At 58.5% G+C, this 26,465-nt stretch carries 28 protein-coding genes; 11 read left to right on the top strand and 17 right to left on the bottom strand.

Features of this window, described 5'->3' with window-relative positions:
• Window positions 1-20: 20 nt before the first annotated feature.
• Genes AC2FNC_RS06050 through AC2FNC_RS06040 form a run of 3 tightly spaced genes read right to left on the bottom strand, consistent with a single transcriptional unit; the run spans window position 21 to window position 3,026 of the window.
• Complete coding sequence (locus tag AC2FNC_RS06050) at window positions 21-1,067, bottom strand: aldo/keto reductase (RefSeq protein ID WP_496714812.1); 1,047 nt, start codon at window positions 1,065-1,067, stop codon at window positions 21-23.
• 29 nt (window positions 1,068-1,096) lie between these two features.
• Window positions 1,097-1,555, bottom strand: coding sequence for a DNA polymerase III subunit chi (locus tag AC2FNC_RS06045; protein WP_480621903.1), 459 nt, complete (start codon window positions 1,553-1,555; stop codon window positions 1,097-1,099).
• Window positions 1,556-1,559: 4 nt separating this feature from the next.
• On the bottom strand, window positions 1,560-3,026 hold the full coding sequence (locus tag AC2FNC_RS06040; RefSeq protein ID WP_496714811.1) for a leucyl aminopeptidase: 1,467 nt from the start codon (window positions 3,024-3,026) through the stop codon (window positions 1,560-1,562).
• A gap of 229 nt (window positions 3,027-3,255) precedes the next feature.
• Here AC2FNC_RS06040 and lptG point away from each other — a divergent pair, with 229 nt between their 5' ends.
• The 5 genes from lptG to rsmA all read left to right on the top strand — a co-directional run bounded on the left by lptG (window position 3,256) and on the right by rsmA (window position 9,652).
• The gene (lptG, locus tag AC2FNC_RS06035) at window positions 3,256-4,356 is read left to right on the top strand and encodes an LPS export ABC transporter permease LptG (RefSeq protein WP_480621905.1); all 1,101 of its coding nucleotides are present in this window, start codon (window positions 3,256-3,258) and stop codon (window positions 4,354-4,356) included.
• Window positions 4,356-6,518, top strand: a complete 2,163-nt coding sequence (locus AC2FNC_RS06030; RefSeq protein WP_496714810.1) for an LPS-assembly protein LptD — start codon at window positions 4,356-4,358, stop codon at window positions 6,516-6,518. Before lptG ends, AC2FNC_RS06030 begins: the two co-directional genes overlap by 1 nt.
• Window positions 6,509-7,762 carry a peptidylprolyl isomerase gene (locus AC2FNC_RS06025; RefSeq protein WP_480553718.1) on the top strand — a complete coding sequence of 418 codons (1,254 nt, stop codon included), beginning with the start codon at window positions 6,509-6,511 and terminating at the stop codon, window positions 7,760-7,762. Before AC2FNC_RS06030 ends, AC2FNC_RS06025 begins: the two co-directional genes overlap by 10 nt.
• Window positions 7,759-8,724 (top strand): 4-hydroxythreonine-4-phosphate dehydrogenase PdxA, encoded by a 966-nt coding sequence (gene pdxA, locus AC2FNC_RS06020; RefSeq protein ID WP_480624482.1) that lies wholly within the window; start codon window positions 7,759-7,761, stop codon window positions 8,722-8,724. The genes AC2FNC_RS06025 and pdxA overlap by 4 nt, the downstream gene beginning before the upstream one ends.
• A gap of 85 nt (window positions 8,725-8,809) precedes the next feature.
• The gene (gene rsmA, locus AC2FNC_RS06015) at window positions 8,810-9,652 is read left to right on the top strand and encodes a 16S rRNA (adenine(1518)-N(6)/adenine(1519)-N(6))-dimethyltransferase RsmA (protein ID WP_480473190.1); all 843 of its coding nucleotides are present in this window, start codon (window positions 8,810-8,812) and stop codon (window positions 9,650-9,652) included.
• Window positions 9,653-9,707: 55 nt separating this feature from the next.
• Here the strand turns inward: rsmA and AC2FNC_RS06010 are convergent, their stop codons facing one another.
• The 3 genes from AC2FNC_RS06010 to prfA form a co-directional block, all read right to left on the bottom strand.
• On the bottom strand, window positions 9,708-10,301 hold the full coding sequence (locus AC2FNC_RS06010; RefSeq protein ID WP_480473192.1) for a DUF4167 domain-containing protein: 594 nt from the start codon (window positions 10,299-10,301) through the stop codon (window positions 9,708-9,710).
• Window positions 10,302-10,540: 239 nt separating this feature from the next.
• Complete coding sequence (gene prmC / locus AC2FNC_RS06005) at window positions 10,541-11,386, bottom strand: peptide chain release factor N(5)-glutamine methyltransferase (protein WP_496714809.1); 846 nt, start codon at window positions 11,384-11,386, stop codon at window positions 10,541-10,543.
• Window positions 11,383-12,438, bottom strand: a complete 1,056-nt coding sequence (prfA, locus tag AC2FNC_RS06000) for a peptide chain release factor 1 (protein WP_480476765.1) — start codon at window positions 12,436-12,438, stop codon at window positions 11,383-11,385. The genes prmC and prfA overlap by 4 nt, the downstream gene beginning before the upstream one ends.
• A 62-nt stretch (window positions 12,439-12,500) precedes the next feature.
• On the opposite strand from prfA, the gene AC2FNC_RS05995 reads away from it, so the two are divergent.
• Window positions 12,501-12,782, top strand: coding sequence for a hypothetical protein (locus AC2FNC_RS05995; protein WP_480517329.1), 282 nt, complete (start codon window positions 12,501-12,503; stop codon window positions 12,780-12,782).
• Between the two features lie 15 nt (window positions 12,783-12,797).
• Here the strand turns inward: AC2FNC_RS05995 and AC2FNC_RS05990 are convergent, their stop codons facing one another.
• The 4 genes from AC2FNC_RS05990 to AC2FNC_RS05975 all read right to left on the bottom strand — a co-directional run bounded on the left by AC2FNC_RS05990 (window position 12,798) and on the right by AC2FNC_RS05975 (window position 16,471).
• Window positions 12,798-13,199 carry a DUF1499 domain-containing protein gene (locus AC2FNC_RS05990; RefSeq protein ID WP_480517331.1) on the bottom strand — a complete coding sequence of 134 codons (402 nt, stop codon included), beginning with the start codon at window positions 13,197-13,199 and terminating at the stop codon, window positions 12,798-12,800.
• A gap of 66 nt (window positions 13,200-13,265) precedes the next feature.
• Window positions 13,266-14,213: an agmatinase gene (gene speB / locus AC2FNC_RS05985; protein WP_480624485.1), complete on the bottom strand. Its 948-nt coding sequence runs from the start codon at window positions 14,211-14,213 to the stop codon at window positions 13,266-13,268.
• Between the two features lie 89 nt (window positions 14,214-14,302).
• Window positions 14,303-15,277, bottom strand: a complete 975-nt coding sequence (gene speB, locus AC2FNC_RS05980; protein WP_480473205.1) for an agmatinase — start codon at window positions 15,275-15,277, stop codon at window positions 14,303-14,305.
• Window positions 15,278-15,307: 30 nt separating this feature from the next.
• Window positions 15,308-16,471 carry a M20 aminoacylase family protein gene (locus AC2FNC_RS05975; RefSeq protein WP_480473207.1) on the bottom strand — a complete coding sequence of 388 codons (1,164 nt, stop codon included), beginning with the start codon at window positions 16,469-16,471 and terminating at the stop codon, window positions 15,308-15,310.
• 66 nt (window positions 16,472-16,537) lie between these two features.
• Here AC2FNC_RS05975 and mazG point away from each other — a divergent pair, with 66 nt between their 5' ends.
• The 3 genes from mazG to AC2FNC_RS05960 are packed head-to-tail and all read left to right on the top strand — an operon-like array spanning window position 16,538 to window position 18,846.
• Window positions 16,538-17,404, top strand: a complete 867-nt coding sequence (mazG, locus tag AC2FNC_RS05970; RefSeq protein WP_496714824.1) for a nucleoside triphosphate pyrophosphohydrolase — start codon at window positions 16,538-16,540, stop codon at window positions 17,402-17,404.
• Between the two features lie 54 nt (window positions 17,405-17,458).
• Window positions 17,459-18,400, top strand: coding sequence for a nucleoside hydrolase (locus AC2FNC_RS05965; RefSeq protein WP_480517337.1), 942 nt, complete (start codon window positions 17,459-17,461; stop codon window positions 18,398-18,400).
• Window positions 18,397-18,846, top strand: coding sequence for a GNAT family N-acetyltransferase (locus AC2FNC_RS05960; RefSeq protein WP_480517339.1), 450 nt, complete (start codon window positions 18,397-18,399; stop codon window positions 18,844-18,846). Before AC2FNC_RS05965 ends, AC2FNC_RS05960 begins: the two co-directional genes overlap by 4 nt.
• On the opposite strand, the gene AC2FNC_RS05955 is transcribed toward AC2FNC_RS05960, so the two are convergent.
• The 7 genes from AC2FNC_RS05955 to AC2FNC_RS05925 form a co-directional block, all read right to left on the bottom strand.
• Complete coding sequence (locus AC2FNC_RS05955) at window positions 18,843-19,007, bottom strand: hypothetical protein (RefSeq protein ID WP_480517341.1); 165 nt, start codon at window positions 19,005-19,007, stop codon at window positions 18,843-18,845. The genes AC2FNC_RS05960 and AC2FNC_RS05955 overlap by 4 nt on opposite strands.
• A gap of 140 nt (window positions 19,008-19,147) precedes the next feature.
• Window positions 19,148-19,687: a GNAT family N-acetyltransferase gene (locus AC2FNC_RS05950; RefSeq protein ID WP_480603358.1), complete on the bottom strand. Its 540-nt coding sequence runs from the start codon at window positions 19,685-19,687 to the stop codon at window positions 19,148-19,150.
• Between the two features lie 48 nt (window positions 19,688-19,735).
• On the bottom strand, window positions 19,736-21,013 hold the full coding sequence (gene eno, locus AC2FNC_RS05945; RefSeq protein ID WP_496714808.1) for a phosphopyruvate hydratase: 1,278 nt from the start codon (window positions 21,011-21,013) through the stop codon (window positions 19,736-19,738).
• A 136-nt stretch (window positions 21,014-21,149) separates the two neighbouring features.
• Window positions 21,150-22,028: a DMT family transporter gene (locus tag AC2FNC_RS05940; protein WP_496714807.1), complete on the bottom strand. Its 879-nt coding sequence runs from the start codon at window positions 22,026-22,028 to the stop codon at window positions 21,150-21,152.
• A 135-nt stretch (window positions 22,029-22,163) separates the two neighbouring features.
• Complete coding sequence (locus AC2FNC_RS05935) at window positions 22,164-22,577, bottom strand: Fur family transcriptional regulator (protein ID WP_480473221.1); 414 nt, start codon at window positions 22,575-22,577, stop codon at window positions 22,164-22,166.
• Window positions 22,578-22,660: 83 nt separating this feature from the next.
• On the bottom strand, window positions 22,661-23,365 hold the full coding sequence (locus AC2FNC_RS05930) for an endonuclease/exonuclease/phosphatase family protein (RefSeq protein ID WP_480517762.1): 705 nt from the start codon (window positions 23,363-23,365) through the stop codon (window positions 22,661-22,663).
• Between the two features lie 296 nt (window positions 23,366-23,661).
• Window positions 23,662-25,080 carry a protein adenylyltransferase SelO gene (locus AC2FNC_RS05925; RefSeq protein ID WP_496714806.1) on the bottom strand — a complete coding sequence of 473 codons (1,419 nt, stop codon included), beginning with the start codon at window positions 25,078-25,080 and terminating at the stop codon, window positions 23,662-23,664.
• 85 nt (window positions 25,081-25,165) lie between these two features.
• On the opposite strand from AC2FNC_RS05925, the gene AC2FNC_RS05920 reads away from it, so the two are divergent.
• Together AC2FNC_RS05920 and AC2FNC_RS05915 are read left to right on the top strand one after the other, a co-directional pair.
• Window positions 25,166-25,585, top strand: a complete 420-nt coding sequence (locus AC2FNC_RS05920) for a cupin domain-containing protein (protein ID WP_496714805.1) — start codon at window positions 25,166-25,168, stop codon at window positions 25,583-25,585.
• Window positions 25,586-25,675: 90 nt separating this feature from the next.
• Entirely contained in the window at window positions 25,676-26,452 is a 777-nt protein-coding gene (locus tag AC2FNC_RS05915) for an extensin-like domain-containing protein (protein WP_480624489.1), read from the top strand.
• The last annotated feature ends 13 nt before the right edge of the window (window positions 26,453-26,465 follow it).

The raw sequence follows: 26,465 nt of genomic DNA, 5'->3' as shown, positions 1-26,465 counted from the left end.
AGGCGACGGGGGCAGAGCCCCTAAAACGGCATCGGGTGCGCCCGATGCGCCCTGCCGATCTCGGCCAACACGTCCTTGGGTAACTCAAGATCCACGCCCGCCAGAATATGATCCAGCTGCGCGACGGTCGTGGCCCCGAAGATAGCCGACATCATGAAAGGGCGCGTCCGGCACCACGCCAGCGCCATATGCACCGGATCCAGACCATGCCGCGCGGCGATGTCCAGATAAGCTGCAACCGCCTCGAAAACACGACCGGATTTCCGGCCGCCCATCTCTGGCACAAATGACATACGCGATCCGTCGGGCACGCAGTCGTTTTGGTACTTTCCGGTTAAAAATCCTGCTGCCAAAGGGGAAAACGCCATCAGCCCAACATTTTCATGCACACTCAACTCACCCAGGTCGGTGTCGAAATGGCGGCATAGCAATGAATATTCGTTCTGCACAGATGCCACACGCGGCGCCCCCATCTGTTCGGCCAGCAGCAGCCATTGCGCGGTTCCCCAAGCGCTTTCATTCGACAGGCCAAAGGCACGGATATTGCCCTTGTCCACCTGAGCCTGCAGTGCCTCAAGGCATTCCTGCATGTTGCTCAGCACTTCGTCTGTGTTTTCGCCAGACGGCGCATAATCCCAATTCTGCCGAAACATATAGCTGCCCCGATTGGGCCAGTGGAACTGATAGAGGTCGATGTACCCGGTCTGCAATCGTCGCAAAGACCCCTCAATCGCTTCGGGTATGGTGCGGGCGGTGATCGGCGCACCATCACGGACAAAGGACAGCCCCGCGCCGGAATGCTTGGTCGCCAGAACATAATCACCCCGGCGGGTAGGATTGGCGGCATTCCAGTTTCCCAAAATCTCTTCGGTGCGCCCGATCGTTTCCTTCGCGACAGGGTTCACCGGGTACATTTCGGCCGCGTCGACAAAGTTGATCCCCGCGTCCAGCGCCATATCCATCTGCCGGTGCGCATCCCTTTCAGATGTTTGAGAGCCAAATGTCATCGTGCCAAGGCACAGATCACTCACCATAATTCCGGTACGGCCCAAAGGCTTCTTCTGCATCGTCGTATCTCCTGAAAATTGCGGGCCGGTCAGGCTTCGGCCTTTTTTTCCCACCGCCCGGACTCCTCCGACCAGTATTGTGCGGAACATCCGGCATCCGTCAGCGCTTTCCACTGCCCGCGCGCGTGTTGTACAGCCATGTCGTCATTGCCATCGAACAGGATACAAACCCGTTCCAGCGCGGCGACTTCTTCCGCCTCGACCACCGCGCCATCCACAGCCATGATACAGGTCGCGCCATTTCCCGCCACGGCGCTGGTGGTCAGCAGGATCGGCTGGTCCGCGTCATACGGACCGCCTGCGCGTCCATGGGGCAGGAACCTGTCCTCGGGTCCCAGCCACAGTTTTTCATCCAGCCAGTCCATCCGTGCAGTGTCAGTACCCCGCACGGCTATCCGCCACCCGGCTTGCCGCGCCTTGTCAAGCAGCGCAGGCAAGGTGTGCTCCAGCGGCTGGCGGGTCAGGTGGTAGAAATAGACAGCGCCCATATGCCTACTCGAAATTGTCCTGCACAAACCGGCTCAGTGCGCGCACACCCCAGCCGGTGGCGCCTTTGGGCGCGTAAGATGTCTCGTCGGCCACCGAGGCGACGCCCGCAATATCCAGGTGAATCCACGGCGTTTCCTCTTTCACGAAACGCTGCAGGAATTGCGCGGCGGTGACTGAACCCGCGGGACGACCGCCCACGTTTTTCATGTCGGCAATGCGCGATTTCAGCAACTTGTCATAGGCATCGCCCAATGGCATCCGCCAGGCGCCTTCATCCTCGGCCTTGGCTGATTTCAGGAAGGCATCGCAGAATGTGTCATTGTTCGAAAAGACACCAGCATTCTCATGGCCCAACCCGATAATGATCGCACCGGTCAAAGTTGCCAGATCGATCATGCCGACCGGCTTGAACCGTTCCTGCGCGTACCACATCACGTCACACAGAACCAGGCGGCCCTCGGCGTCGGTGTTGATAATCTCGACCGTATCACCTTTCATAGACCTGACCACATCACCCGGACGGGTGGCGTTACCCGAGGGCATATTCTCGACCAGACCAACCAGCCCCACGACATTGGCTTTTGCCTTGCGCTTGGCCAGCGCGCGCATGGTGCCCGCAACAACTCCGGCTCCGCCCATGTCCATGGTCATCTCTTCCATGCCAGCAGCTGGTTTGAGCGAGATACCACCCGTGTCGAACACTACGCCTTTTCCGACCAAAGCCAGGGGCGCGTCGTCCTTGGCCCCGCCATTCCACTGCATCACCACCACTTTCGAAGGGCTGTCCGAGCCCTGCCCGACGCTTAGCAATGTGCGCATTCCCAACTCGGCCAGCTTGTCTTCGTCCAGCACTTCGACCTCAAGACCCAGCTCCTGCATCTCAACCAGACGGTCCGCGAATTCGGTAGTGGTCAAAACATTTGCCGGTTCATTGGTCAGATCGCGCGTCATCCGAACGCCATCAGCAATTGCATAGAGAGGTGCAAAATCTGCCTCGATCTCTGCAGGCTTTGCGTGGCTGATTGTCACTGTACCGGCCTTCTGGCTTTCCTTGGTTTTATGCGCTTCGAATTCATAGCTGCGCAGAACAATCCCCAGTGCCAGATCCTCGGCCCGCGCCTGATTGCCCACCATCACCAGCATGTCCTTGCCGCCTGCCAGCTTAGCCAGCGCCGCACCTGCCTTGCGGGCTTCGGCGGCCTCGGGGCGACGTGGCAGAACCAGAACATCCAGCGCCTCAGCCGCCATTCCGGCGGGCCATGCCATCGAGATGACATCACCTGTCTTGGACTTTCTGAAACTCTCGCTTTCAACAAGCCGCGCCAACCCGCCCTTTGTCAGACGGTTCGCCTTGCGGGCTGCCGGGCCCATCTTACCGTCATCCGGAATGATGATGGCGACGCGCCCTCCGGCCTGCGCCATAGCCTCCAGGTCAAACTCCTGAAAACGGATCGGTATCAGACTGCTCATTGTACACTCCTCGAATTCTGTTCCCCAAGACCTAGCCCGCAGGGCACGCGTTGACCAGATAGCAGTTTTCCCCGCCTTTCAATTGCATTAAGGTCCCGAAAAAATGACCGGCAGGCTCGGGGGAGAAAGACGTGGTACGAGAGGGCAGGCATACGCCATCGCGCACAGCATTGCGCAGGCGCGATATCGGCCCGAAGCCTCGCACTACAGGCACTGCGGGGTCGTGCCTATGATCCTGGACCGTTATTTCGCTCGCCGGTTCCTGCAAAGCTTCATGGTCATCGGAGGTATTTTCCTGACCTTGATGATTCTCATCGATCTGATCGAACAGATTCGCCGCTTTGACGATTTCGACCTGTCATTTGCCCAGTTGCTGCACCTTACGCTCCTGAATACACCAGCCGCCATCAGCGAAATGCTGCCTCTGCTGGTTATCCTGTCCACCATCGCCTTGTTCGTCGGGCTGGCACGCACATCAGAACTTGTGGTGACCCGTGCAACTGGCCGCTCGGGCATCCGCGCTTTGGTCGCACCTGTCTTGTTGTCGCTGATCATCGGCGCGCTGGCCGTTGCATTGTTGAACCCCATCGCAGCGGCCACATCCGAAGAGTTCCGCCGCCTGTCGGATTCATACCGAAACAACGGCAGTTCGGCCCTTTCGATCAGCAGCGAGGGCCTGTGGCTGCGCCAGTCCGCCGAAAACGGACAGGCCGTTATCCACGCCCGGTCAACGTCGAACCAAGACAAGCTGCGGCTGGACGGTGTAACCGTCATCACCTTTGGGCGGGATGGCAAACCGACCCAGCAGATCGTTGCAAACCGGGCCGAGTTGGAAGATAGGAACTGGGTTCTGTATCAGGCAAAAACCTGGGCCTTGCAGGATGGGCAAAACCCCGAATCCAATTCAGTTGTACACGAGCGTCTGGAGCTGCCGACCTCGCTGACCCGACAGCGGATCATGGACACTTTGGGACAACAGGATTCGGTTTCGGTTTATGACCTGCCCCAGTTGATCAGCGACCTGCGCGAGGCGGGATTTTCGACCAAACAATATGAGGTCTGGCTGCAAGTTCAGCTTGCCCGGCCTTTGTTTCTGATCTCGATGGTTCTGATCGGGGCCGCGTTCACCATGCGCCACGTTCGGTTCGGCGGCACAGGGATCGCCGTCCTGACAGCCGTCCTGCTTGGATTTGCCATCTATTTCGTGCGCAATTTTGCGCAAATCCTCGGGGAAAACGGACAATTGCCCATCTATATCGCTGCCTGGGCACCGCCCTTTGCCGCAATTCTGTTGTCTCTTGGTCTGCTTCTGCATGCGGAGGACGGCTGATGCGGCATATTATTCACGTGTTGCTTACCAGTGCGCTCGCTTTGTCCGTCCCGGCGGGACTTGCAGCACAGACCTCTCAAGGTCAACCACAGCCACAGGGCACACAAGCGCAGCAAGAGCCCGCCTTGCTGGTGGCCGACAAGGTTTTCATCACGCCTGAACGTAAACTTGTGGCAGAAGGCAATGTCGAAGCCTTTCAGGGCGACACCAAATTGTCCGCTCATCGCATCACTTATGACCGCGAGACCGGCGAGCTGATACTGGAAGGCCCCATTCGTATCGATCAGGGTGGCCAGACCACGCTACTGGCGGATTCAGGGCAACTGGACAGCGGAATTCAGAACGGACTGCTGATCGGCGCACGCATGGTGTTCGAACAGCAGGTACAAATCGCCTCGGTTCAGGCGAAACGGACCGCAGGTCGCTATACGCAATTCAGCAAGGTTTCGGCCACATCTTGTCATGTCTGCACCGACGGCAGGCCGCCTCTGTGGCAGATCAGGGCGCGCAAAGTCACGCATGATCAACTGGAACGGCAACTATATTTCGAAGGCGCTCAGCTTCGGGTGCTGGATTATCCGGTATTCTACTTTCCCTATCTGCGCTTGCCCGACCCAACGCTAGAGAGGGCAACCGGATTTCTGGTTCCTTCGATCCGCAGCACGTCGCAATTGGGCACTGGAGTTCAGGTCCCTTATTTCTTTAAACTTGGCGATCACAAGGACCTGACACTTACTCCTTACGTCTCAGCCAAGACGACAACGCTGGGATACCGCTATCGTCAGGCTTTCGTGAACGGACGCATTCAGGTGGAAGGCGCTTATACACGGGATGATGTGCAACCCGATCAGGATCGCGGCTACCTTTTTGCCACCGGCTGGTTCAATCTGAAGAACGATTTTCGTCTGACCTTCAATCTGGAAACCACATCCGACGATGCCTACCTGGCCGACTATGGCTTGCCGGATCTGGACCGTTTGCGCAGTGAAATCGCGCTGGAGAGGATCAAGCGCGACAGCGCGTTCAAAACCAGCCTGATCTATTACAAAACACTGCGGGACAGCGAAAATCAGGACGAGATCCCGTCCCGCGTCTTCGATCTCAACTATGAAAAACGCTATTTTCCCAACACACTGGGTGGCGAGGTTCGGCTGGCTTTCATCGGCCACGCGCACGAACGAACCAGCAACACAGATGTTGTTGGCCGGGATATTGCACGGGCCACCTTCGACGCCGAATGGTTGCGCAGCTGGACGTTCGCGTCGGGGCTGCGGGTCGATACGACGCTAGGGGCGTCGGTTGACACTTTCAACGTCCGCCACGACAGCAACTATCCAGACAACGTGACCCGATCTACACCGCGTGCGGCTTTGACACTCCGTTATCCAATAACACGGCGCGAGGAGTCGGGGGCAGTTCAGTTCCTCGAACCGATCGCACAGTTTGGATGGACACATGTGTCGGACACCGATGTACCGAATGATGAAAGTACCTTTCAGGAATTCGATCAGGGCAACCTTCTGTCCCTGTCGCGTTTCCCGGCTGAAGATCAGCGCGAGAACAGCGCCACCGGCGTGGTTGGCCTGAACTGGGCTCGGTATAGCGCGGGTGGCTGGCAGGCCCAGGCGACCGTGGGTCAGGTGTTTCGTGCTGACGCCGATCCGAATTTCACGCTGACATCGGGGTTGCAGGGCACATCGTCGGATTTGCTGGTGGCCGGGCAGATCAGCACGGCCAATGGCTGGTCACTTGCCGGGCGCGGTTTGATCGACGGTGATTTCAGCTTTGTCAAAGCCGAGCTGCGCGGCGCATGGGCATCCAAATATGCCGGCCTGTCTGGCAGCTATATCTGGCAGGAACCGGACCCGGCGGAAAACATCACCGAAGAAATCTCGGAAATTCTGCTGCTCGGGCGTTACCAGGTCGATCAGAACTGGCTGACAAATGCCCTGGCGCGCTACGATCTGGCCGAGTCGGAACCGATCCGGCTGGGTCTGGGCGTGACCTACCAGAACGAATGTGTTCAGGTTAACATGTCCGTAAGTCGGCGCTTTACTTCAACATCCACTATTGAGCCTTCGACAGAATTCGGCTTTACCCTTTCTCTGACAGGGTACGCCCTTGAAGGCGGTGGCAAGACATACAAGAGAACATGCAGTTGATATTAGGTTTCTCCAGGTTTCTCGGTTCCGGTTGGCTTAAGCCGGTCACACCGGCACTAGTTGCCGCAGTTTTTGCAATCGCGCCTCTTCAGGGCGGCGCGCAAAGCCTGTTCTCACCCGCGATCCGCGTCAATCAGGACATTGTCACCTGGTATGAGCTTGAACAGCGCTTGCAATTCCTGAATGTTCTGGGCCTGCCCGGTGGTAGCGAAGCTGACGTCAGGGATGCCTTGATTGATGAAAAACTGCGCAGGCAGGTCATGCGTGACGCCGGCGTGCAAGCGACGCCCGAGGCCGTTCAACTGGGCATCGACGAATTCGCCTCGCGCGGACAATTGTCATCCGAACAATTCCTAAAACTTCTCGGCGACGCGGGCGTCGACCCGGAAACGGTCCGGGATTATGTCGCCGATCAACTGGCATGGCGCGACTATATCAGTTCGCGCTATCTGTCGCAGGCCCGCCCGACCGAGGATGAGATCGATCGCGCTCTGGGCCAGACGGGCGGTGGCGGATTGCAGGTCCTGCTGTCCGAAATCATCATCCCGGTAAACCCGCAAACGGTTGCCCAGACCGAGCTGTTGGCCGAAGAAATCTCGCGGCTGGAAGGGCAAGACGCTTTTTCTGCCGCCGCGGCTCAGTATTCCGCAGCCGCAACACGGGGTCAGGGTGGACGTCTGGACTGGTTGAATATCTCGAACCTGCCCCCGGCGCTTCAACCTGTCATCCTGGGGCTTCAGACCGGTGAGATTACCGACCCGATCACCTTGCCGAACGCTGTTGCCCTGTTTCAGATGCGTGGCTTGCGCGAAGTCGCAACCGGCGCTCCGCGCATTTCAAAGTTGGATTATGCCGCCTATTACCTGCCAGGCGGGCGCAGCGCCGAAACCCTTTCGCGGGCCGCGAAGCTGAAAGAAGAAATCGACACTTGTGATGATCTCTATGGCATTGCCAAGGATCAGCCCGCCGAAGTTCTGGACCGGGTCGAAGCCGCGCCTTCCGAGGTGCCCGGTGATATTGCCGTAGAATTGGCCAAGCTGGACCGGAACGAAGCATCGGCGAATCTGACTCGCAACAATGGTCAGACGCTTGTGTTCCTGATGCTGTGCAACCGCACGCGGGATCTGGGCGAAGACACCTCTCGGGGCGATGTCGCCAATGCGCTGGCGCAGCAACGTCTTCAGGCCTTTGCGGCCAGTCTGGTGGAACAGCTGCGGGCTGACGCTGTCATTACTCAGGAATGACACGCACCGTCGCGCTCAGCTGCGGCGAACCGGCCGGTATCGGCCCGGAAATCGCGGCCAAGGCGTGGGCTGAACTGCGCGATGCCTGCCCGTTTTTCTATATCGGGGACGCCAGCCACCTGCCCGCAGGCACTCCGGTTGCCAAAATCGAACATCCCAGTCAGGTCGCTGAAATCTGTGATCGGGCCCTGCCCGTTCTTCAGATGGACTTTCCCGCCCCTAACGTATTCGGCCAGCCAAACCCGGCCAACGCGCCGTCGGTGGTTGATGCCATCGAAACCGGCGCCGAACTGGTACAGACCGGTGAGGCCGCAGCGCTTTGCACTGCACCGATCAACAAGAAAGCCCTGATCGACGGCGCAGGCTTCACCTTTCCTGGCCATACCGAGTTTCTGGCAGCCCTTTCCGGAACCCGTCGGGTTGTCATGATGCTGGCCAGCGAGAGGTTGCGCGTCGTTCCCGCGACAATTCACATTCCATTGTCACAGGTTCCCGCGGCACTTACCCCTGATCTTCTGCGCGAGACGATTGAAATCACTGTACGCGGTTTGCGTGATCAGTTCGGGCTCACACATCCCCGCATCGCAGTTGCAGGTCTGAACCCACATGCAGGTGAAGGCGGCAAGATGGGCACAGAGGAACTCGACTGGATTGCTCCGATGCTGGCTGATCTGAACCCAGAGGGCGCAACCATCACCGGCCCCCATCCTGCGGATACTCTGTTTCACGCCGCTGCCCGCACCCGCTATGACGCCGCCATCGCCATGTATCATGATCAGGCTCTGATCCCGATCAAGACGCTGGATTTCGACCGGGGCGTGAATGTCACCCTTGGCTTGCCTTTCATCCGCACCTCACCCGACCACGGAACAGCACTGGACATCGCGGGGAAAGGCATCGCCACCCCCTCCAGCCTGATCGAAGCCCTGAAACTTGCCCGGCGCATGGTAAAAAGCTCTTGATCCTTCACCTGGCTGAAAATATCCCCGCCGGAGGCACAAAAATCTCGGGCGCAGCCCCTTTCACAGGCGCCAAGGTATTCCGATCATGAGCGCTATAGACACGCTTCCCCCTCTGCGCGAGGTCATCGCAACCCACCAGCTTTCAGCGCGCAAATCGCTGGGGCAGAACTTTCTGCTGGATCTGAACCTGACCGCTAAGATCGCCCGACAGGCTGGCGATTTGTCAGAATGCGATGTGCTTGAAATCGGCCCCGGTCCCGGTGGGTTGACGCGGGGCCTGCTGTCCGAAGGCGCGCGCAAGGTCGTGGCCGTTGAAAAAGACACCCGGTGCATTGCCGCCCTGAACGACATCGCGGCTGCGTATCCGGGGCGGCTTGAGGTGATCAACGGCGACGCCCTGGAAATAAACCCGCTTGAATACCTGTCACCGCCAATCCGCGTCGCAGCCAACCTGCCCTACAATGTCGGCACCGAGCTGCTGGTGCGTTGGCTGACACCGCCCGAATGGCCCCCATTCTGGCAGAGCCTGACGCTGATGTTCCAACGCGAAGTGGCCGAGCGTATCGTCGCCCAACCCGGCAGCAAGGCCTATGGACGCCTTGCCATCCTCGCTCAATGGCGGGCAGAGGCTCGTATCGCCATGTCGCTTCCCCCCGGGGCCTTCACCCCGCCGCCCAAGGTTTCAAGCGCCGTGGTCCACCTGACCGCCCTGCCCGAACCACGCTTTCCTGCCGATGCCGCCACCCTGTCACGTATCGTGGCCGCCGCCTTCAACCAACGTCGCAAGATGCTGCGCGCCTCACTCAAAGGCATTGCCCCGGATATCGAAGACCGTTTGCTGGCTGCTGGTATCAAGCCCACGGACCGTGCCGAACAAATCCCGCTTGAAGCGTTCTGCGCTTTGGCGCGCGAAGTTAAGAAAACCTGATCAAACAAAAAAGCCCCGAGTTTGACCTCGGGGCTTGGTTCATTGGCCGTCAGCTTTACTCAGCCGCCTCTGGAGCATCCCCGGTGTTGGCGGGTGCTTCCTCTTTTGCCTCGGGTGCAGCTTTGGGCTTCCGCGTGCGCGGTTTACGCGCGGGTTTTTCTTTGAGCGGTGCCTCTTCCGGTGCCTCAGCTACCGGGGTTTCTTTGTTTTCCGGTGTTTCTACCAAGCCGCTATCGGGCTCTGAAACTTGCTGAGACAAGTCCATCAAATCAGGCTGCGGTGCTTCGGCCGGATCAGCCTGACGGGTCGCTTCGCGTTCCTGACGTTCGGCACGTTCACGATCGCGCTCAGCCTGGCGTTCGCGGTTCTGGCGCTCCTGCTCTTCACGGCGCGCATCCATTTCGCGCTGCGCTTCGCTCAGCATCCGCAGATAATGTTCTGCGTGTTGCTGGAAGTTTTCTGCTGCCACGCGGTCATTCGACAGCTGAGCGTCACGTGCCAACTGGTTGTACTTGTCAATAATCTGCTGCGGCGTGCCACGAACCTTGCCTTCGGGACCCGAGCTGTCAAAAACCCGGTTTACGACGTTGCCGCCAGAAGGACGATTGCGGTTATTCTTGGCCCGCGAACGGGGTTTGGAAGATCTCATCTTACTTTACGTCAGCCTTATCAATGCGCTGTCGCTCAACCCGTGTTTTGCACTGCTCTAAGGCGTTTGCCGTGACGGGAAGTCGACTTTTTGGGCTTGGCGTCAGGGGTGCGCTGCAACAGCGTCAACCTCGCCGACTAATCCTGAGTAAACATGTCCTGACGGCGCAGACAAGAGGAATCTCGGGTTTTCACAAGCTTTTTTGTTCGGGTTGGCGTTTTTTGCCGCAAACCCGCCACTCAATCCGGCATTCTTGCGCCAACAACGCGGTCGCGACCGTCCAGATCAGGGATGATCCGAACATCCACCAACCCGGCAGCGTCGAACAGGGCTGATACTTTTGCCGCCTGCGTCTGACCGATTTCGACAAGAATTCGCCCGCCCGGCAACAGAAAATCCGGGGTCGCAGCCGCGATCCGACGATACGCTCCCAACCCATCCCCCTCATCCGTCAGAGCCATGCGCGGCTCATGCTCGCGCACTTCGGGCGACAGCTCTTCCATCTCAGACACTGAGATATATGGAGGGTTGGAAACAATCAGGTCGAATTGACCATTAATGTCTTCAAACCAGTTTGATCGAAGAATCTCAATCCGCGCCTCTACCTGATGCTGAACCGCATTGGCACTGGCTTGCAGGCAGGCGGCTTCGCTCAGATCGACACCCACGCCCGTGGAACTGCTGCGTTCGGCCAGAAGGGTTATCAGGATACACCCCGAGCCCAGCCCCAGGTCGAGGACATGATCAAATGGTTCGCTCAACGCCGCTTCGATAAGGGTTTCTGTTTCCGGGCGCGGATCAAGGACATCCCGGCTGACGCGAAACCTGCGGCCATAAAACTCCCGCTCACCTAACAGATGCGACACCGGAACCCGAACGGCACGCAAGGAGATCAGCTGGTCATAACGCTCGGCGATTTCGGGCTGCAATTCTTCCGGGGCAATCAGTGTCACCCGGCTGGCTTCAATCCGTGCAGCGTGGGCCAGCAACAGACGCGCGTCGCGCGCCGGATCGTCCACACCGGCCGCACGCAGGCGCGCTGTCGCTGCTACCATGGCCTGTGCCGCTGTTTGCAGACCCGTCATTGTGCCATCTCGGCCATCAGCCGGGCCTGATCGTCTGCCGTCAGCGCATCAATCACCTCGTCCAGATCGCCCTGCATCACCTGATCCAGCTTATATAGCGTCAGGTTGATCCGATGGTCGGTCATGCGCCCCTGCGGGAAGTTATAAGTACGAATGCGTTCCGAGCGATCCCCCGAGCCCACCTGACTGGCGCGATCTGCCGAGCGTTCGCTGTCAATCCGCTGCCGTTCCAGATCATATAAGCGCGTCTTCAGAACCTGCATGGCGATCTCGCGGTTGCGATGCTGGGACTTCTCGGAACTCGTCACCACCAATCCCGTCGGAAGATGCGTGATCCGCACTGCCGAGTCGGTCGTGTTCACGTGCTGTCCGCCCGCGCCCGAGCTTCGCATCGTATCGATTCGGATATCATTGGCGTCGATCTGGATGTCTACATCCTCGGCCTCGGGCAGAACCGCCACAGTCGCCGCCGAAGTGTGAATGCGCCCGCCGCTTTCGGTTTCGGGCACGCGTTGCACCCGATGGACGCCGGATTCGTATTTCAGGCGCGCAAAGACATTGTCGCCTTTGATATGGGCGACCACTTCCTTGATGCCGCCCAGATCCGAGGCCTGTTCTTCGATAATCTCGAATTTCCAGCCACGCGCCTCGGCGTAACGCTGATACATGCGCAACAGGTCGCTTGCGAACAAAGCGGCCTCGTCCCCGCCGGTGCCGGGGCGGATTTCCAGCATCGCCGGACGGGCATCCGCCGCGTCCTTTGGCAACAATGCCAGTTGGAGCGCGTTTTCCGCCTTGGGGATGCGGGCCTGCAACTCGGGGATCTCCTCCTCGGCAAGCTCTTTCATGTCCGGGTCAGTCAGCATCGCCTGCGCCTCGGCCAGATCTCCCACCAGCTGTCGCCAGGCCATGATCTGATCGACGACAGGCTTGAGGTCGGAATATTCTTTGGCCAGCGCCGCTATGTCACCACCCGACGCGCCATCGGCCATGGCTGCCTCGAGGTACTGGAAACGCTGGGTGATCTGTTCAAGACGTTCTTCGGGGATCATCCCGGCGGTGTCTCTCATCCGGGGGCTTTGGTCAAGGGCAACGTCATGCTAAGCTTGGGGCCATGAAACGGGTTTTAATTACTCTGCTGCTGACAACGACGCCTGCATTCGCGGATTACATCGGCCCTGATGGCAAGACGCGGGATTGCTATTGCACTGACACATCCGGGTCTCGCATCGAACTGGGTGAGATGATCTGCCTTCAGGTCGACGGACGCATGTTCACGGCGCAATGCCAGATGTCCCTGAACGTTCCCATGTGGCGTGAGGTTCAGGAGGGGTGTTTGTCGTCCAATTTACAGAGTGAGCCTGTCGACCCCTTGGATCTGGACGGCGCGTCCTGACCGTTTGAGCAACGACTAGAACTGCGCCAACCACCCATCGACTCGCGCCCTGTTAACCCCGAAATCCTTGCGGCCAAATCGCAGGCGCCCATGAATGCGCAGGGTGTCACCATCCTGCTGAACCGTGGTGTAGTCGGGAAAGCCGATCCATTTCGTGCGGGTGATATAGGTGATCATACCCTCACTGACCGAACCTGCCAAAACCGTGGTGCGCGACGTGGCTTGGGCAATCTCGTCAAGACGCTGCAACCCGTCGGAGCCGGTTTCGACAACGCGCACCACACCACCGGGCAAATCCTGATTTTCGGTTGCAACAAAAGCGACGTGCCACCGCGTAGGGTCGGACGGTGCCAGGCGGACATAGCCGCCCGCCCCAACCACAAGCGCAATCACTGCCCCCAAAGCCACCTTTTTCATCCCGCTCTATCCTTTTTGGTGAACCCTAAGCGGAACAAAACCGGCGGCAAGACATTCCACCGCGTCTTACCGCGACGTCACACCCGGCAGGATACACAACATCTCGTAGATCAGGTTGGCCGCTGTCAGTGCAGTGTTGCCCGATGGATCATAAGGGGGTGAAACCTCAACCAGATCACATCCCACCACGTTTACCCCATGCAGGGCATGGATCAGTTGCAGCGCTTGCGGTGTCGTCAGACCTGCGATTTCCGGCGTGCCGGTGCCCGGAGCAAACGCGGGATCAAGGCTGTCGATGTCATACGAGATGTAAACCGGGTGGTCCCCGATGATCTTGCGAACCTGCGATCCGATTTGGGTCAGGTTCTGCTGCCACAGCTCCCAGGCCGGGAACTGGCGGAAGCCCCAGTCCTTGGCTTCGGTGAAGTCCGAGGCGGCATAGCCCGAGCCCCGAATGCCGATCTGGAACGTCTTGTCGGGAACAATCAACCCCTCTTCATAGGCGCGGCGGAAGACGGTACCGTGGGTTTCACGCTCACCGAACATCTTGTCATTCACATCGGCATGGGCGTCCACATGCACCAGCGCCACGGGTCCGTGTTTTGCCTTGATGGCTCGCAGGATCGGCAGGGTGATCGAATGATCGCCCCCCATGGCCACCGGGATCACGCCTTTCGCCAATATGGCGTCATAGCTTTCCTTGATGATCCTGAGGCTGTCTGCCAGCGAGAAGGTGTTGATCGCCAGATCCCCAATATCGGCTATCTGCAAACTGTCGAACGGGGCCGCTCTGGTGGCCATGTTATAGGGCCGGATCATCGCGCTTTCGCCGCGGATCTGCTTGGGGCCAAAGCGCGTGCCCGACCGCCACGACGTGCCGATATCCATCGGCACCCCCAGCACCGCCACATCCAGCCCCTCAAGCGAGGAGGCCTGCGGCAGGCGCATGAATGTGTTCGGCCCGGAAAACCGAGCCAGATCATTCCCGCTAATTGGTTGGTTGAATTCGGTCATGCGCGTAATGGTCCCGTCCCTGTTCGTCACTTGATCCAGCACATACCTTAAGCATGGCTAACTGTTGGTTAACGTGAACCCATGCGGGTTTACCCTTCTGCTTTTTCCAGCTTGTTCCACCCCAACAGGCAAATGATCTGCGTCGCCACATGAGCCCCAGCAATCGCTGTCGCACCTGAGGTGTCAAAGGGCGGCGATACTTCGACCACGTCCCCGCCCTTGATATTGATCCCGGCAATGTCGCGCAGGATGATTTGCGCCTGAATCGAGCTTAACCCACCCCAGACCGGCGTGCCCGTACCAGGGGCAAAGGCCGGGTCAAGACCGTCAATGTCGAAGCTGAGGTAAACGGGGCTGTCACCAAGAATGTCTTTGATCTTTTGCGCCACGGCAGCAGGTCCCGATTCATAAACCTCACGCGCATCGATGATGTTCACGCCCAGCGTATCCTCATTCGTCGTGCGAATACCCACCTGGACCGAGCGTTTCGGATCGACAATGCCCGACTTTACAGCCTTGTAGAACATTGTCCCGTGATCCACGCGGGACATATCGTCATCGACCCATGTGTCGGTATGCGCATCGAATTGCAGCAGGGACATTGGCCCGAATTTCTCGGCATAAGCCTTGAGGATCGGAAAGCTGATATAGTGGTCGCCACCCAACGCGACCGACGCTACGTCAGCGGTCAGAATGGTCCGGATGTGGTCGGTCAGCGTGTCGGGAAAGGCCGGTATATTGGCATAATCATAAGCCATATCGCCATAGTCCACGATCGCCAGTTCACTCAGCGCATCAAAGGGCCAGCCATAGGGCGCATCAGGCGACTGAAGCGCACTGGCCTCTCGGATCGCCCTAGGGCCAAGGCGCGTGCCGGGCCGGTTCGTAACCGCCTGATCAAACGGCACGCCGGTTACGGCGATGTCCACACCCTTCAGGTTCTTGGTGTAAAGCCGCCGAAGAAAAGACGTCGCGCCGCCGAACGTATTTTCATAAGACAACCCCTTGAGGTCCGGATTGGTGAATGCCTCATCCACTTGGTTTCTTGCGTCTTCCAGTGCCATGTCTTCCGTAGTCCCTTTCCCGAACCTTTATCAGCTCAACGGCTGCGCTTTTTCCACGATTCGCGCGAAAAACGACGCGCCCACCGGTGCGATTTCGTCGTTAAAGTTGTATTTCGGATGATGCAGCCCCGCGCCTTCACCCTGCCCGAGGAACAGATAAGCACCGGGGCGCTTTTGCAGCATGTACGAGAAATCCTCGGCCCCCATCTCGCGCCCGGTATTGCCGGTGACCCGGTCATCTCCGGATATTTCTCGCGCCACCTCGGTCGCAAAACCCGCCTTTTCGGCATCATTGATGGTGGCAGGGTAATCGACATTGTATTCCAAACGCGCCTCGACCCCATAGGATTTGGCCTGCCCCTCGACAATCTCGGCCATGCGTCGCATCACCATCTGCTGCACGTTCGGATCGAATGTTCGAACGGTGCCGTTGATATAGGCCGTATCCGGGATCACGTTGTTGACCGTGCCTGTGTGAATTTGCGTGACCGAAACGACAAGATCATCCAGCGCATAGTGGTTGCGACTGACAATGGTCTGAATGGCCTGCGCAATCCCACAGGCCGCCATAACCGGATCACGGGTTTCATGCGGCATCGCACCGTGGCCGCCGACACCCTGAATATGCACTTCGAACGTATCGACAGCCGCCATGATCGGCCCTGGCGTGGTATAGAATGTCCCTTCGGCAAATCCCGGCGCGTTGTGCAGCGCGTAGACCTGCGAGATGTCGAAACGGTCCATGATGCCTTCTTCGACCATCACGCCAGCACCACCGCCATCTTCCTCGGCGGGTTGAAAGATCAGCGCCACGCGACCGCTGAAATTTCGCGTCTCGGCCAGATAACGGGCCGCGCCCAGTAACATCGTGGTATGCCCGTCATGACCGCAGGCATGCATCTTTCCGGGGTTCTGAGAGGCGTAGTCAACGCCTGTTTCTTCGGTAATTGGCAACGCATCCATATCGGCGCGCAGGCCAATCGTCGGCCCGTCGCCCTGCCCGTTTATGATCGCGACCATCCCGGTCTTTGCGAGCCCCTCATGCAACTCATCGACCCCGAACTCACGCAGACGTTCCGCCACAAAGGCCGCAGTTTCATGGCATTCGAATTCCAACTCTGGGATGGTATGCAGATACTGGCGCCATCTGGTCATGTCGGCAGAGAAATCGGCAATTCGGTTGACGACGGGCATCTGGGGTGGACTCCTGATCGGGACTGCGGAATGGATGCATCTGACACCGGAATGAAAGGGTTCGCAATGGCTGAAAATCCTCTGATCCATGACAGCGATGCAGGTATCGAACGGCTGCTGGAAATCATGCGCCGCCTGCGCGATCCGCAATCCGGCTGCCCGTGGGATATCGAACAGGATTTCGCGACCATCGCCCCCTATACGATCGAAGAGGCCTATGAGGTCGCGGACGCCATCGAACGCGAAGCCTTTGACGAGCTTAAGGGCGAACTGGGGGATTTACTGTTTCAATCCGTGTTTCACGCCCAAATGGCAGAAGAAGCAGGACATTTCACCTTTCAGGACGTAGTGCGCACCATGTCGGACAAGATGGTCAGCCGCCATCCGCATGTGTTTGGCGATGAATCCCGCGACAAGTCGGCTAACCAGCAAATCAAAGATTGGGAGGCCATCAAAGCCGCCGAACGGGCGGGCAAGGAACAGAAAGGTGCGCTGGACGGTGTGGCCGCAAACCTGCCCGCACTGCTGCGCGCGCATAAGCTCCAAAAACGTGCCGCTCGGGTGGGGTTCGACTGGCCTGACGCAAGCCATGTGCTGGCCAAGATCACCGAAGAAGCCGCCGAACTGGAAGAGGCGCGTGACCAAATGGATGCTGACGCGCTGGAAGACGAATTCGGCGATCTGCTGTTCGTGATGGTCAATCTGGGTCGTCATCTTGGCATCGAACCCGAAGCCGCCCTGCGTCGCACCAATGCCAAGTTCACCCGTCGCTTTGAAAAGGTCGAAGCCCGGCTGGCCGAACGGGGCAAGACCCCCTCGCAAAGCGATCTGGCCGAGATGGATGCGCTGTGGGACGAAGTTAAAACGGAAGAGCATCGCGCGAATGGCAAACTCCCGCCGGTGGATACACTGGCCGCAACCAGAAACGGGTAGACAAGCGATCCGACACTTGCGAGTGTCCCACCTTCACGACCCCCGGAGACGCCTATGCCCCCTCGCAAGATCATCATCGACACCGATCCCGGACAGGACGACGCCGTCGCCATCCTGCTGGCGCTGGCCAGCCCGGACGAGATCGAGGTTCTGGGTATTACGGCCGTCGCGGGTAACGTCCCGCTCGCCCTTACAGCCAAGAACGCCCGAATCGTTTGTGAATTGGCCGGACGTACGGATGTGCCGGTTTATGCGGGCTGCGACAAACCGCTGAACCGTCCGCTTGTCACCGCAGAACATGTGCACGGGAAAACCGGGCTGGATGGCCCGGTCCTGCCGGATCCGCAGATGCCCCTGGCCAAAGGTCACGCTGTGGATTTCATCATCGACACCCTGCGTGCTGAAGAGCCGGGGACCGTGACCCTTTGTCCACTGGGTCCGCTTACAAACGTCGCGACTGCGTTTCGCAAGGCCCCCGATATCATCGACCACGTGCAGGAAATCGTCTTGATGGGTGGGGCGTATTTCGAAGTCGGCAACATCACCCCCACTGCTGAATTCAACATCTATGTCGACCCAGAAGCTGCTGATATCGTTTTTAAATCCGGAATACCGATTGTTGTCATGCCATTGGATATCACGCACAAAGCGCTGGTGACCAAACCGCGAAACGACGCGTTCCGCGCATTGGACAGCAAGGTTGGGCATGCCGTGGCCGAGATGACGGATTTCTTTGAACGCTTCGACAAAGAGAAATACGGCAGCGCGGGCGCTCCCCTGCACGACCCTTGCGTCACCGCCTATCTGATCCGCCCCGAGCTGTTTTCGGGCCGCCGCGTGAATGTCGAGATTGAAACAGGGTCCGACCTGACCTTGGGCATGACCGTTGCGGATTGGTGGGGTGTCACCAACCGCGCACCAAATGCGTTGTTCATGGGGGAAATCGACGCCGACGGCTTTTTCACCTTGCTGACAGAAAGGCTGGCCAGATTATGAGCGCTGCCCTCCGCCTAGCGCGTCCCGACGATCTGGATCGCCTGATGACGCTGGTCACCGCCTTTCATACCGAGGCCGGGCTGACACAGGACGCCGACAAGACACGCAATGCCCTCGCCCCCATGCTGGATGGTATCCCTCATGGCTGTGTCTATCTGATTGGGCCCGGGCGCGCGCCTTTGGGATATATCATCCTGACCTTTGGCTGGTCAGTCGAGTTTGGCGGCATGGACGGTTTCGTGGACGAAATCTATATACGCCCCGCCGTTCGGGGCCGCGGCATTGCCACCGAGGTTCTTTTGGATCTGCCCAAAGCTCTTGCCGGGGCAGGCCTGATGGCTCTTCATCTGGAAGTCGACCGAAACAATGAATCTGCCCATAAGCTCTATCTGCGTACCGGGTTTAGACAACGCGACAGGTATATGCTGATGAGCAAGGTACTTTAGCGCGACTCGCCGCGGAAGATATTTGCCGGATTCATATGCTGAACCGGGTCATTCGACGAAACCTCTTCTCCGGTTATCGGATACGTTCCCGGACCCGCGCAGGCGGACAATACTGTGATGGACGCTGTGACGATTATCAGAAGGAATTTGGATACAGACATCGTAGTCTCCTTTCTGCAATGAAGACAAACTACGGCATTCTGTGCGGGCGTGATAAGTAACAAGTTCACACATAAGAATAGATAAGCCACATTTTTTTTATCAAACACCTCAACCGCAAACGAACATGTCCCTGAAAAATTTAACTTTTCTCTGGCCTGAGGGTGCCATTCTCAAATAGCGGCATCTCAAAAAAAAGCAGGTGGTCGCGTGCGATTTCAGGAGTTTCGTAATAGGCGTCGCGCAAGTGAAAGCCCAAAGACAGGTATAACCGAGTCGCCGCTTCCAGGGGTTTGCCGGTGTCCATTCGAATATAGTCGAACCCAATATCTCGGCACATTTCGATCAGCGAAAGCATGATGGCACGGCCTGCTCCGGTCCCCCTTGCTGCGTCAGTTACAAATACACGTTTGATTTCAGCTACACCGGGTTCGTACGTGTGAAACATACCGCAGCCGACCGGTTCCCCATGCAGCAATGCCAGTTTGATCCCACCGGTCGGCGGTGTGTGTTCCGCGTCGATGTTGTCCATCACGCGGGCGTATTTTTCGCTTGGGTAGAAAGCCTGCACAATCTGGGCGGTTCTTTCATCCAGTGCCAGCAGGAAATCCCTGTAATCCCAACACAAACGCCGAACCGCTTCAATCTGGTCCGGCGTTTCCGGTTCGATGATGTTCAGCACAATGCGACCCCCGGATTAAAACCAGGGGCCAGCCTAGCACCAAGCGCGTTATTTGCGAAGGATCGACGCGCCTGCGTATTCCGCAACCTCGCCCAGCGATTCCTCAATGCGGATCAACTGGTTGTATTTGGCCAACCGATCCGACCGCGCCAGCGAGCCGGTTTTGATCTGACCGCAATTGGTCGCCACCGCCAGATCGGCAATAGTGGCATCCTCGGTCTCGCCCGAACGGTGCGACATCACGTTGGTATAACGCGCACGGTGCGCCATATCGACGGCGCGCAGGGTTTCGGTCAGCGATCCGATCTGGTTCACCTTAACCAGCATCGAGTTCGCGCAGCCGCGCTTGATCCCTTCGGCCAAGCGCGCCGGATTGGTCACAAACAGGTCGTCGCCCACGAGCTGCACCTTGTCGCCGATGGCGTCGGTCAGGGTTTCCCAGCCGTCCCAATCATCCTCGGACATGCCGTCTTCGATCGAGATGATTGGATAGTCATTGACCAGAGACGCCAGATAGGCTGCGTTTTCTTCGGATGTCAGGGTGATCCCCTCGCCCGCCAGAACGTATTTACCATCCTTGTAATACTCGGTCGCCGCGCAATCCAAGGCCAAGTGGATTTCTTCGCCGGGTTTGTAGCCCGCCTTTTCGATGGATTTCAGGATGAAATCCAGCGCCTCGCGGGTGCTGGCGATGTTGGGGGCAAAACCGCCCTCATCGCCCACGCCCGTGGCCAGACCCGCGGAAGACAGTTCTTTCTTCAGCGTATGGAACACTTCGGACCCCATTCGCACGGCCTCGCGAATATTCGCGGCCGAGGTTGGCATGATCATGAATTCCTGAATGTCGATCGGGTTGTCGGCGTGTTCGCCGCCATTGATGATGTTCATCATCGGTACCGGCAGCACGCGAGCTGAGGTACCACCGACGTAACGATAAAGGGGCTGCGTCGTGAAATCGGCTGCCGCCTTTGCGGTGGCCAGCGACACACCCAGAATGGCGTTGGCGCCCAGACGGCCTTTGTTATTGGTTCCGTCCAGTTCGATCATCGCCTGGTCGATGGCCACTTGTTCTGTCGCGTCAAAGCCCACCAGTTCCTCGGCGATTTCACCATTCACGGCGGCCACGGCTTCCAGAACCCCTTTGCCCATATAGCGGGATTTGTCGCCGTCGCGTTTTTCTACGGCTTCATGTGCGCCGGTGGACGCACCGGACGGTACGGCGGCGCGGCCCATGGTGCCGTCTTCCAGAATCACGTCGACCTCGACCGTCGGGTTGCCCCTGCTGTCCAGAATTTCGCGCGCGTGGATGTCAATAATGGTGCTCATGAGGTCTGTCCCTATGGCTGCAGTCGGTTGCACGCGTCATAGCAGCAACCGGCCAAAAGTAAACCGGTTCCGTTATCGCTAACACGCATATTTACCGACCTTTAGGGCTAACAGTTTGCTGTTTGCGCCAACAGGATCAGGCCGGAACCAGATTGCGCGCCAGACGTCGCTCGCGGATAAAGGTATACAGGCCAGATCCGATGATGAGGCTCGCCCCAGCCATTGTCAGCGCGTCAGGGCGTTCACCGAACATAAACATTCCGGCAAGGATCGAAAACACCAGACGCGTGTAACGGAATGGCATCATGGCCGAAGCCTCGCCAACCCGCATGGCCGTTACGATGCCGTAATACCCCAAAACGCCGAAACCGATCGCGCCCAGATATGGCCCTGCCTGGCCGCTTTGCACCGGCACAAAGGGTGTTCCGGAAATGACCATCAACAGCAGCCCGGCCAGCGCCACTGCGATATACGCCTGCATCGCCACAACGGATGAGGCCACCCGAGCATCCAGCTTGCGCGTTATCAGATCACGCGCCGCAATCGCAAACACGGTCAGGACGACAAACAGCGAGTCTGGCTGAAACCCTTCCAATCCGGGGCGAATGATCATCAGAACACCGATAAAGCCGACACCAATGGCGCTCCAGCGGCGCCAGCCGACCTGCTCTCCCAGAAACAGGGCCGCGCCCATGGTCACGGCAAGCGGCATGGCCTGAAACACGGCGGCGACAGTGGACAGATCAATCAGCGACAACGCGGTGACAAAGGTTACGGCACCGAATCCTTCTGTCCCTGCACGTACCATCGGCAGCAGTTTCCACGCCACGGGATCGAAGATGCGTTTGCGGGTGACCACCGACATCACCGCAAAGACAAGCCCGCAGAACACACCCAGACACACCATGATCTGACCTGTCGGCACAGCGCCCGACAGGAACTTGATGAACATATCCTCAAGAGAAAAGGCCGCCATCGAGCCGATCAGCAAAAGGATGCCGTTTACGTTATTCATGCGCGCGTCCGTAGGAAAAGGGTACTTGGGGTGCAGTATGCGGGCACATGAACCGCAACCAGCGGCATCTGGCAAGCCAATTCCCGACACATTCAATGAATTAACGTGTTGGGGCCGTTCGTGATTTGTGATGGATCACTTCTGCTTGAGCGGCACGCCATACAGTTCCAGCCGATGCCCTTTCAGCTTGTACCCAAGCTTGGCGGCGATCTTTTCCTGCAGGGCTTCGATCTCGGGGTCGACAAATTCGATAACCTCCCCCGACTGCATGTCGATCAGGTGATCGTGGTGATCACGCTCGGCATCCTCGTAACGGGCCCGCCCATCGCCGAACTCCAGACGTTCCAGAATTCCGGCCTCTTCGAACAGTTTGACCGTACGATACACCGTCGCAATCGAGATGCCTGTGTCGATGGCAGAAGCACGCGCGTACAGTTCTTCGACATCCGGATGGTCGTCGCTTTGTTCCAATACCTGCGCGATGATCCTTCTTTGACCGGTCATGCGCAGACCCTTGGCCTCACAACGTCCAATAATCGTTTCCGACATGATGCCCCTCAGAATTGCTCGGGTGTCTGTCTTAGTATGTCTGTGCGATTTGCGCCACAGGGATTTCTTCTTTTCCAGTGAACTTAAGCCACGCGCGCCAAATCAGCCCAAACCGGCAGATGATCCGATGCGATATGTGCCGGGCGCGCGTCATGGACACCATGCGCAGTGGCCCTGACGCCCGCGCCCAGCGCGATCCGATCCAGCGCGCCCAGCGGCTGCGCGGCGGGAAAACTCGGCTTGGGGGGCAGAAAACGCATTTCCGGTGCCAGATGATCCAGAACAGGCTGTCGGGACCATTCGTTGAAATCCCCCGCCCAGACAGTCGGCATCTGCTCCAGCTCTTTATCAAACCGCCTGATATGCGAGATCTGCTGACGTCGCGATGCAGGCAACAGCCCCAGATGCATTCCCATCACCCTCAACGGCCCGATATGGGTATCAAACTCGACACGGACCGCGCCGCGCGGTTCAAGCCCGGGCAGTTCGTGATGCCCGGTTCGCCGGACCGAAAGGCCCTCGCCACGCCAGATCACTGCATTGCCATGCCAGCCCAGACTGCCGGCACCACCCAGATCGACGATCTGCCACCCCGCTTCATCCAGCATGAAATGCGGCAGGGCCGCCGGCCGCGGCGGCAGACGTTTGTCGGCCTCCTGCAACACAACGATATTGGCCTGCATATGTTCGATGACCTGCAAAATGCGCTGCGGCTGGCGCCGGAGATCCAGCCCGAGGCATTTCTGAATGTTATAGCTTGCGATGCGAAGGGTGGAAGATGACTGCATATAGACCTGACCAGTGGGCTTGACCCAAAGTGCCACGCCTGTCGCCGGACGCAACCCTTCAGTTTCACTTCTCAACAACGGCGACCGGGGAAGTCGCCTCGGCACAATATATCGCCTAAAAACCCGGCACGTGGCGTGGCCGGAAACAGATGGGTTTCCCCTCATATCATCCAGGTGCGGCAGGACGGAGATACAGCAGTTTCAGCGCATCCGACACCGATCTGGAACGGGCAAATTCATTCACCCCTCCCAGCGAAACCGTACCGCACCGAGAGACTACCAGAGATGTTTGACCGTCACGTACCGCAGAACGTGGCGTGCACGACCTCGTTATCAGCCGGGGGCCGTTTGAGATCCTCCGCATCTGCCTGATCGTCGTAAGGCCGCGCGAGGACAGCGTTCAGCCGATGCAACGGCTGGTAATCCCCCGCCACCGCTGATTGGATCATCTGCTCGACACGGTGATTGCGCGGAATATAGGCAGGGTTCGCTGCGGTCATCACTTCATGCGGCGAGGCCTCACGCGCCAAACGCGCACGCCAGCCTTCTGCCCAACTGTCAAAGGCCTGTGGATCGACAAACTGATCGCGCACGGTATCTTTGCCCAGCGCACGGAAGGTGTTGGTGAAATCAGCCTGCCCCTCGGCCATACGTTTTAGCAAATCGGTGATCAGCGCCTGATCGCCTTCTTCAGCGGTCGTCAGCCCGATCTTTGCCCGGAACCGGGTCAACCAGTTCTGTTGCAGCAGGTCCGGCATGGCATGCACGATCTCGGTCGCCTGCTCAACAGCGGCGTCCTTGTTGTCCATCTGCTGAATCAGAGAGGTTGCCAGCTGCGCCAGATTCCACACTGCTATATCTGGCTGGTTGGCATAGGCATAACGGCCCATCCGATCAATCGAGCTGTAGACCGTATTGGGATGATAAACATCCATGAAGGCACAGGGGCCATAATCGATGGTCTCACCCGCGATCGAGCAATTGTCGGTATTCATGACCCCATGGATGAAACCCACGCTCATCCACTGAGCGATCAGGCGTGCCTGCGCATCGCGCACAGCCCGCAACAGACCCATTGGCCCTTCGGCCCCAGGATAGTGGCGCGCGATTGCGTAGTCTGTCAGGCGCCGCAGATTGTCCAACTGCCCCCGCGCTGCAAAGACCTGAAAGGTGCCTACCCGTAGATGGCTGGTTGCAACCCGGGTTAGCACCGCACCGGGCATCGGACCCTCCCGGAACACGGTTTCACCCGTCTCTACCGCCGCCAGCGCGCGTGTTGTCGGAATGCCCAGCGCGTGCATCGCCTCGGACACCACGTATTCGCGCAGAACCGGACCCAGCCAAGCCCTGCCGTCGCCCCTACGTGAAAACGGCGTCGGGCCCGAGCCTTTCAGCTGAACATCCCGCCGCACGCCATCCGTTCCGACAGTTTCGCCCAACAGCACCGCGCGTCCGTCCCCAAGCTGCGGATTGTACTGGCCAAACTGATGCCCGGAATAAAGCTGCGCGATGGGGTCCGCACCATCGGGGATGCGATTACCTGCAAAGGCTTCCGCCATCTCTTGCACATCACCCGGATGGACCTGCAACAGCCGTGCCAGATCATCATTGAACGCGATTAACTTGGGCGCGCGTACAGGCACCGGATTCTGTCGTGCAAAAAACGCGTCCGGCAGGCGGGCATATGAGTTATCGAATGGAATGGTCAGTGTCATGCGGCATACATATTCCCCGTGCGCACGAATACCATAGCGGATCACACCTTGCCGTGCATAATTGCGCCAAACACACGGGGGCCACATGACCGCACAAGAGATCATCAACCGCCTGAACCTGCAACCTCACCCTGAGGGCGGCTGGTACGCGGAAACCTGGCGTGCCGAGAACGAGGGCCGCCCGACCGGCACCTGCATCTACTTCATGCTGCAAGCGGGGGAAAGCAGCCACTGGCACCGGGTCGACGCGACCGAGATCTGGCTCTACCACGCGGGCGCGCCATTAATCCTTTCATTGAGCGCAACCGACAAGGGTCCGGCGGTTGACCATGTGCTGTCGCCCGATTTGTCTCGGGGCGCACCGCAACTGATTGTTCCCAACGGCCATTGGCAGGCCGCGCGCAGCACCGGTAATTACACGCTGGTCAGCTGTGCAGTGTCTCCCGGATTTCAGTTCGATGGGTTCCAACTGGCAGAACCCGGGTTTGATATCCTTCGGGGATAAGCTGATCTGGGGATGGTCTGAAAAGGTGAGTTTACAGAAAGTTACCCATTTATCATTCTGTCAACGCAACCGCAGGTATCGGAGCATCGGGTGATTGTGAAACGCATCTTTCTGGTCCTTCTGCTTCTGTTCGCAAGTACCTGTCTTGCAAACGCCGAGCCCGCCTGTGCAGAATCCCGCCTTTCATCCGAACTGGCACTGCCCGATCTGCAGGAGGAAGTCGCAACCGAACATATCGAACCTGCCGGGACTGTCGAACCTGCGGTGCTGACCTCGAAACGCCCGGCCCTGCGCCCTTGCAAGTTTCGCCAGTTTGAAGTGGGTCGTCAGCGTATGCGCGACCGCGGCGCGGTCTGTGGTGACTGGACCATCTTGGGCGAAACCCGCACGTCTTTGGCTGGAAAAGCGCAAGGTTGCGGCATCGCCGACCCGGTCCGAATTTACAAAATTTCGGACATTGCACTCAGCCAGTTCTCGCTGATGGACTGTCAGACAGCCGTCACGCTGAAAACATGGATAGAAAACGTCGCCAAACCCGCCTTTGCCGATCTGGGGGGTGGGCTCAAGGGTATGCGGGTTGTTGGCCACTATGCCTGCAAGACGCAGAACAACCAGCCCTATGCGCGCATTTCCGAACATGCGCGGGGTCGGGCCATCGATATCTCGACCTTCGTGTTGCAGGACGGAACGCAGATCACCGTTCAGGACGGATGGAGCGACACCGATCAAAGCGTCGTGTTGCAAGAGTTGCACAGCGGAGCCTGTGGCCTGTTCGGAACTGTTCTTGGCCCTGACGCTGACCGGTATCACAAAGGGCATTTTCACTTCGACACAGCCCGTCGCAGTGGCAAGCCTGTGTGTCGATAACACGTTAGCCGAT

Source organism: Ruegeria sp. BHSA123 (assembly GCF_059613425.1).
Note: the sequence above shows the minus strand (reverse complement) of the source record. Positions and strands in the feature narration are given on the sequence as shown.

Excerpts from the sequence above, each read along its gene's own strand:
- AC2FNC_RS06050 (WP_496714812.1), bottom strand. The coding sequence starts at position 1,067 with ATGCAGAAGAAGCCTTTGGGCCGTACCGGAATTATGGTGAGTGATCTG.
- speB (WP_480473205.1), bottom strand. The coding sequence starts at position 15,277 with ATGGCACTGGAAGACGCAAGAAACCAAGTGGATGAGGCATTCACCAAT.
- pdxA (WP_480624482.1), top strand. The coding sequence starts at position 7,759 with ATGACACGCACCGTCGCGCTCAGCTGCGGCGAACCGGCCGGTATCGGC.
- AC2FNC_RS05920 (WP_496714805.1), top strand. The coding sequence starts at position 25,166 with ATGACCGCACAAGAGATCATCAACCGCCTGAACCTGCAACCTCACCCT.
- AC2FNC_RS05955 (WP_480517341.1), bottom strand. The coding sequence starts at position 19,007 with ATGTCTGTATCCAAATTCCTTCTGATAATCGTCACAGCGTCCATCACA.
- eno (WP_496714808.1), bottom strand. The coding sequence starts at position 21,013 with ATGAGCACCATTATTGACATCCACGCGCGCGAAATTCTGGACAGCAGG.
- AC2FNC_RS06045 (WP_480621903.1), bottom strand. The coding sequence starts at position 1,555 with ATGGGCGCTGTCTATTTCTACCACCTGACCCGCCAGCCGCTGGAGCAC.
- AC2FNC_RS05975 (WP_480473207.1), bottom strand. The coding sequence starts at position 16,471 with ATGCCCGTCGTCAACCGAATTGCCGATTTCTCTGCCGACATGACCAGA.
- AC2FNC_RS06040 (WP_496714811.1), bottom strand. The coding sequence starts at position 3,026 with ATGAGCAGTCTGATACCGATCCGTTTTCAGGAGTTTGACCTGGAGGCT.
- AC2FNC_RS05935 (WP_480473221.1), bottom strand. The coding sequence starts at position 22,577 with ATGTCGGAAACGATTATTGGACGTTGTGAGGCCAAGGGTCTGCGCATG.
- AC2FNC_RS05995 (WP_480517329.1), top strand. The coding sequence starts at position 12,501 with ATGAAACGGGTTTTAATTACTCTGCTGCTGACAACGACGCCTGCATTC.
- AC2FNC_RS06025 (WP_480553718.1), top strand. The coding sequence starts at position 6,509 with ATGCAGTTGATATTAGGTTTCTCCAGGTTTCTCGGTTCCGGTTGGCTT.
- speB (WP_480624485.1), bottom strand. The coding sequence starts at position 14,213 with ATGACCGAATTCAACCAACCAATTAGCGGGAATGATCTGGCTCGGTTT.
- lptG (WP_480621905.1), top strand. The coding sequence starts at position 3,256 with ATGATCCTGGACCGTTATTTCGCTCGCCGGTTCCTGCAAAGCTTCATG.
- mazG (WP_496714824.1), top strand. The coding sequence starts at position 16,538 with ATGGCTGAAAATCCTCTGATCCATGACAGCGATGCAGGTATCGAACGG.
- AC2FNC_RS05990 (WP_480517331.1), bottom strand. The coding sequence starts at position 13,199 with ATGAAAAAGGTGGCTTTGGGGGCAGTGATTGCGCTTGTGGTTGGGGCG.
- AC2FNC_RS05940 (WP_496714807.1), bottom strand. The coding sequence starts at position 22,028 with ATGAATAACGTAAACGGCATCCTTTTGCTGATCGGCTCGATGGCGGCC.
- AC2FNC_RS05965 (WP_480517337.1), top strand. The coding sequence starts at position 17,459 with ATGCCCCCTCGCAAGATCATCATCGACACCGATCCCGGACAGGACGAC.
- AC2FNC_RS06030 (WP_496714810.1), top strand. The coding sequence starts at position 4,356 with ATGCGGCATATTATTCACGTGTTGCTTACCAGTGCGCTCGCTTTGTCC.
- prmC (WP_496714809.1), bottom strand. The coding sequence starts at position 11,386 with ATGACGGGTCTGCAAACAGCGGCACAGGCCATGGTAGCAGCGACAGCG.
- rsmA (WP_480473190.1), top strand. The coding sequence starts at position 8,810 with ATGAGCGCTATAGACACGCTTCCCCCTCTGCGCGAGGTCATCGCAACC.
- AC2FNC_RS05930 (WP_480517762.1), bottom strand. The coding sequence starts at position 23,365 with ATGCAGTCATCTTCCACCCTTCGCATCGCAAGCTATAACATTCAGAAA.
- AC2FNC_RS05960 (WP_480517339.1), top strand. The coding sequence starts at position 18,397 with ATGAGCGCTGCCCTCCGCCTAGCGCGTCCCGACGATCTGGATCGCCTG.
- AC2FNC_RS05925 (WP_496714806.1), bottom strand. The coding sequence starts at position 25,080 with ATGACACTGACCATTCCATTCGATAACTCATATGCCCGCCTGCCGGAC.
- prfA (WP_480476765.1), bottom strand. The coding sequence starts at position 12,438 with ATGATCCCCGAAGAACGTCTTGAACAGATCACCCAGCGTTTCCAGTAC.
- AC2FNC_RS06010 (WP_480473192.1), bottom strand. The coding sequence starts at position 10,301 with ATGAGATCTTCCAAACCCCGTTCGCGGGCCAAGAATAACCGCAATCGT.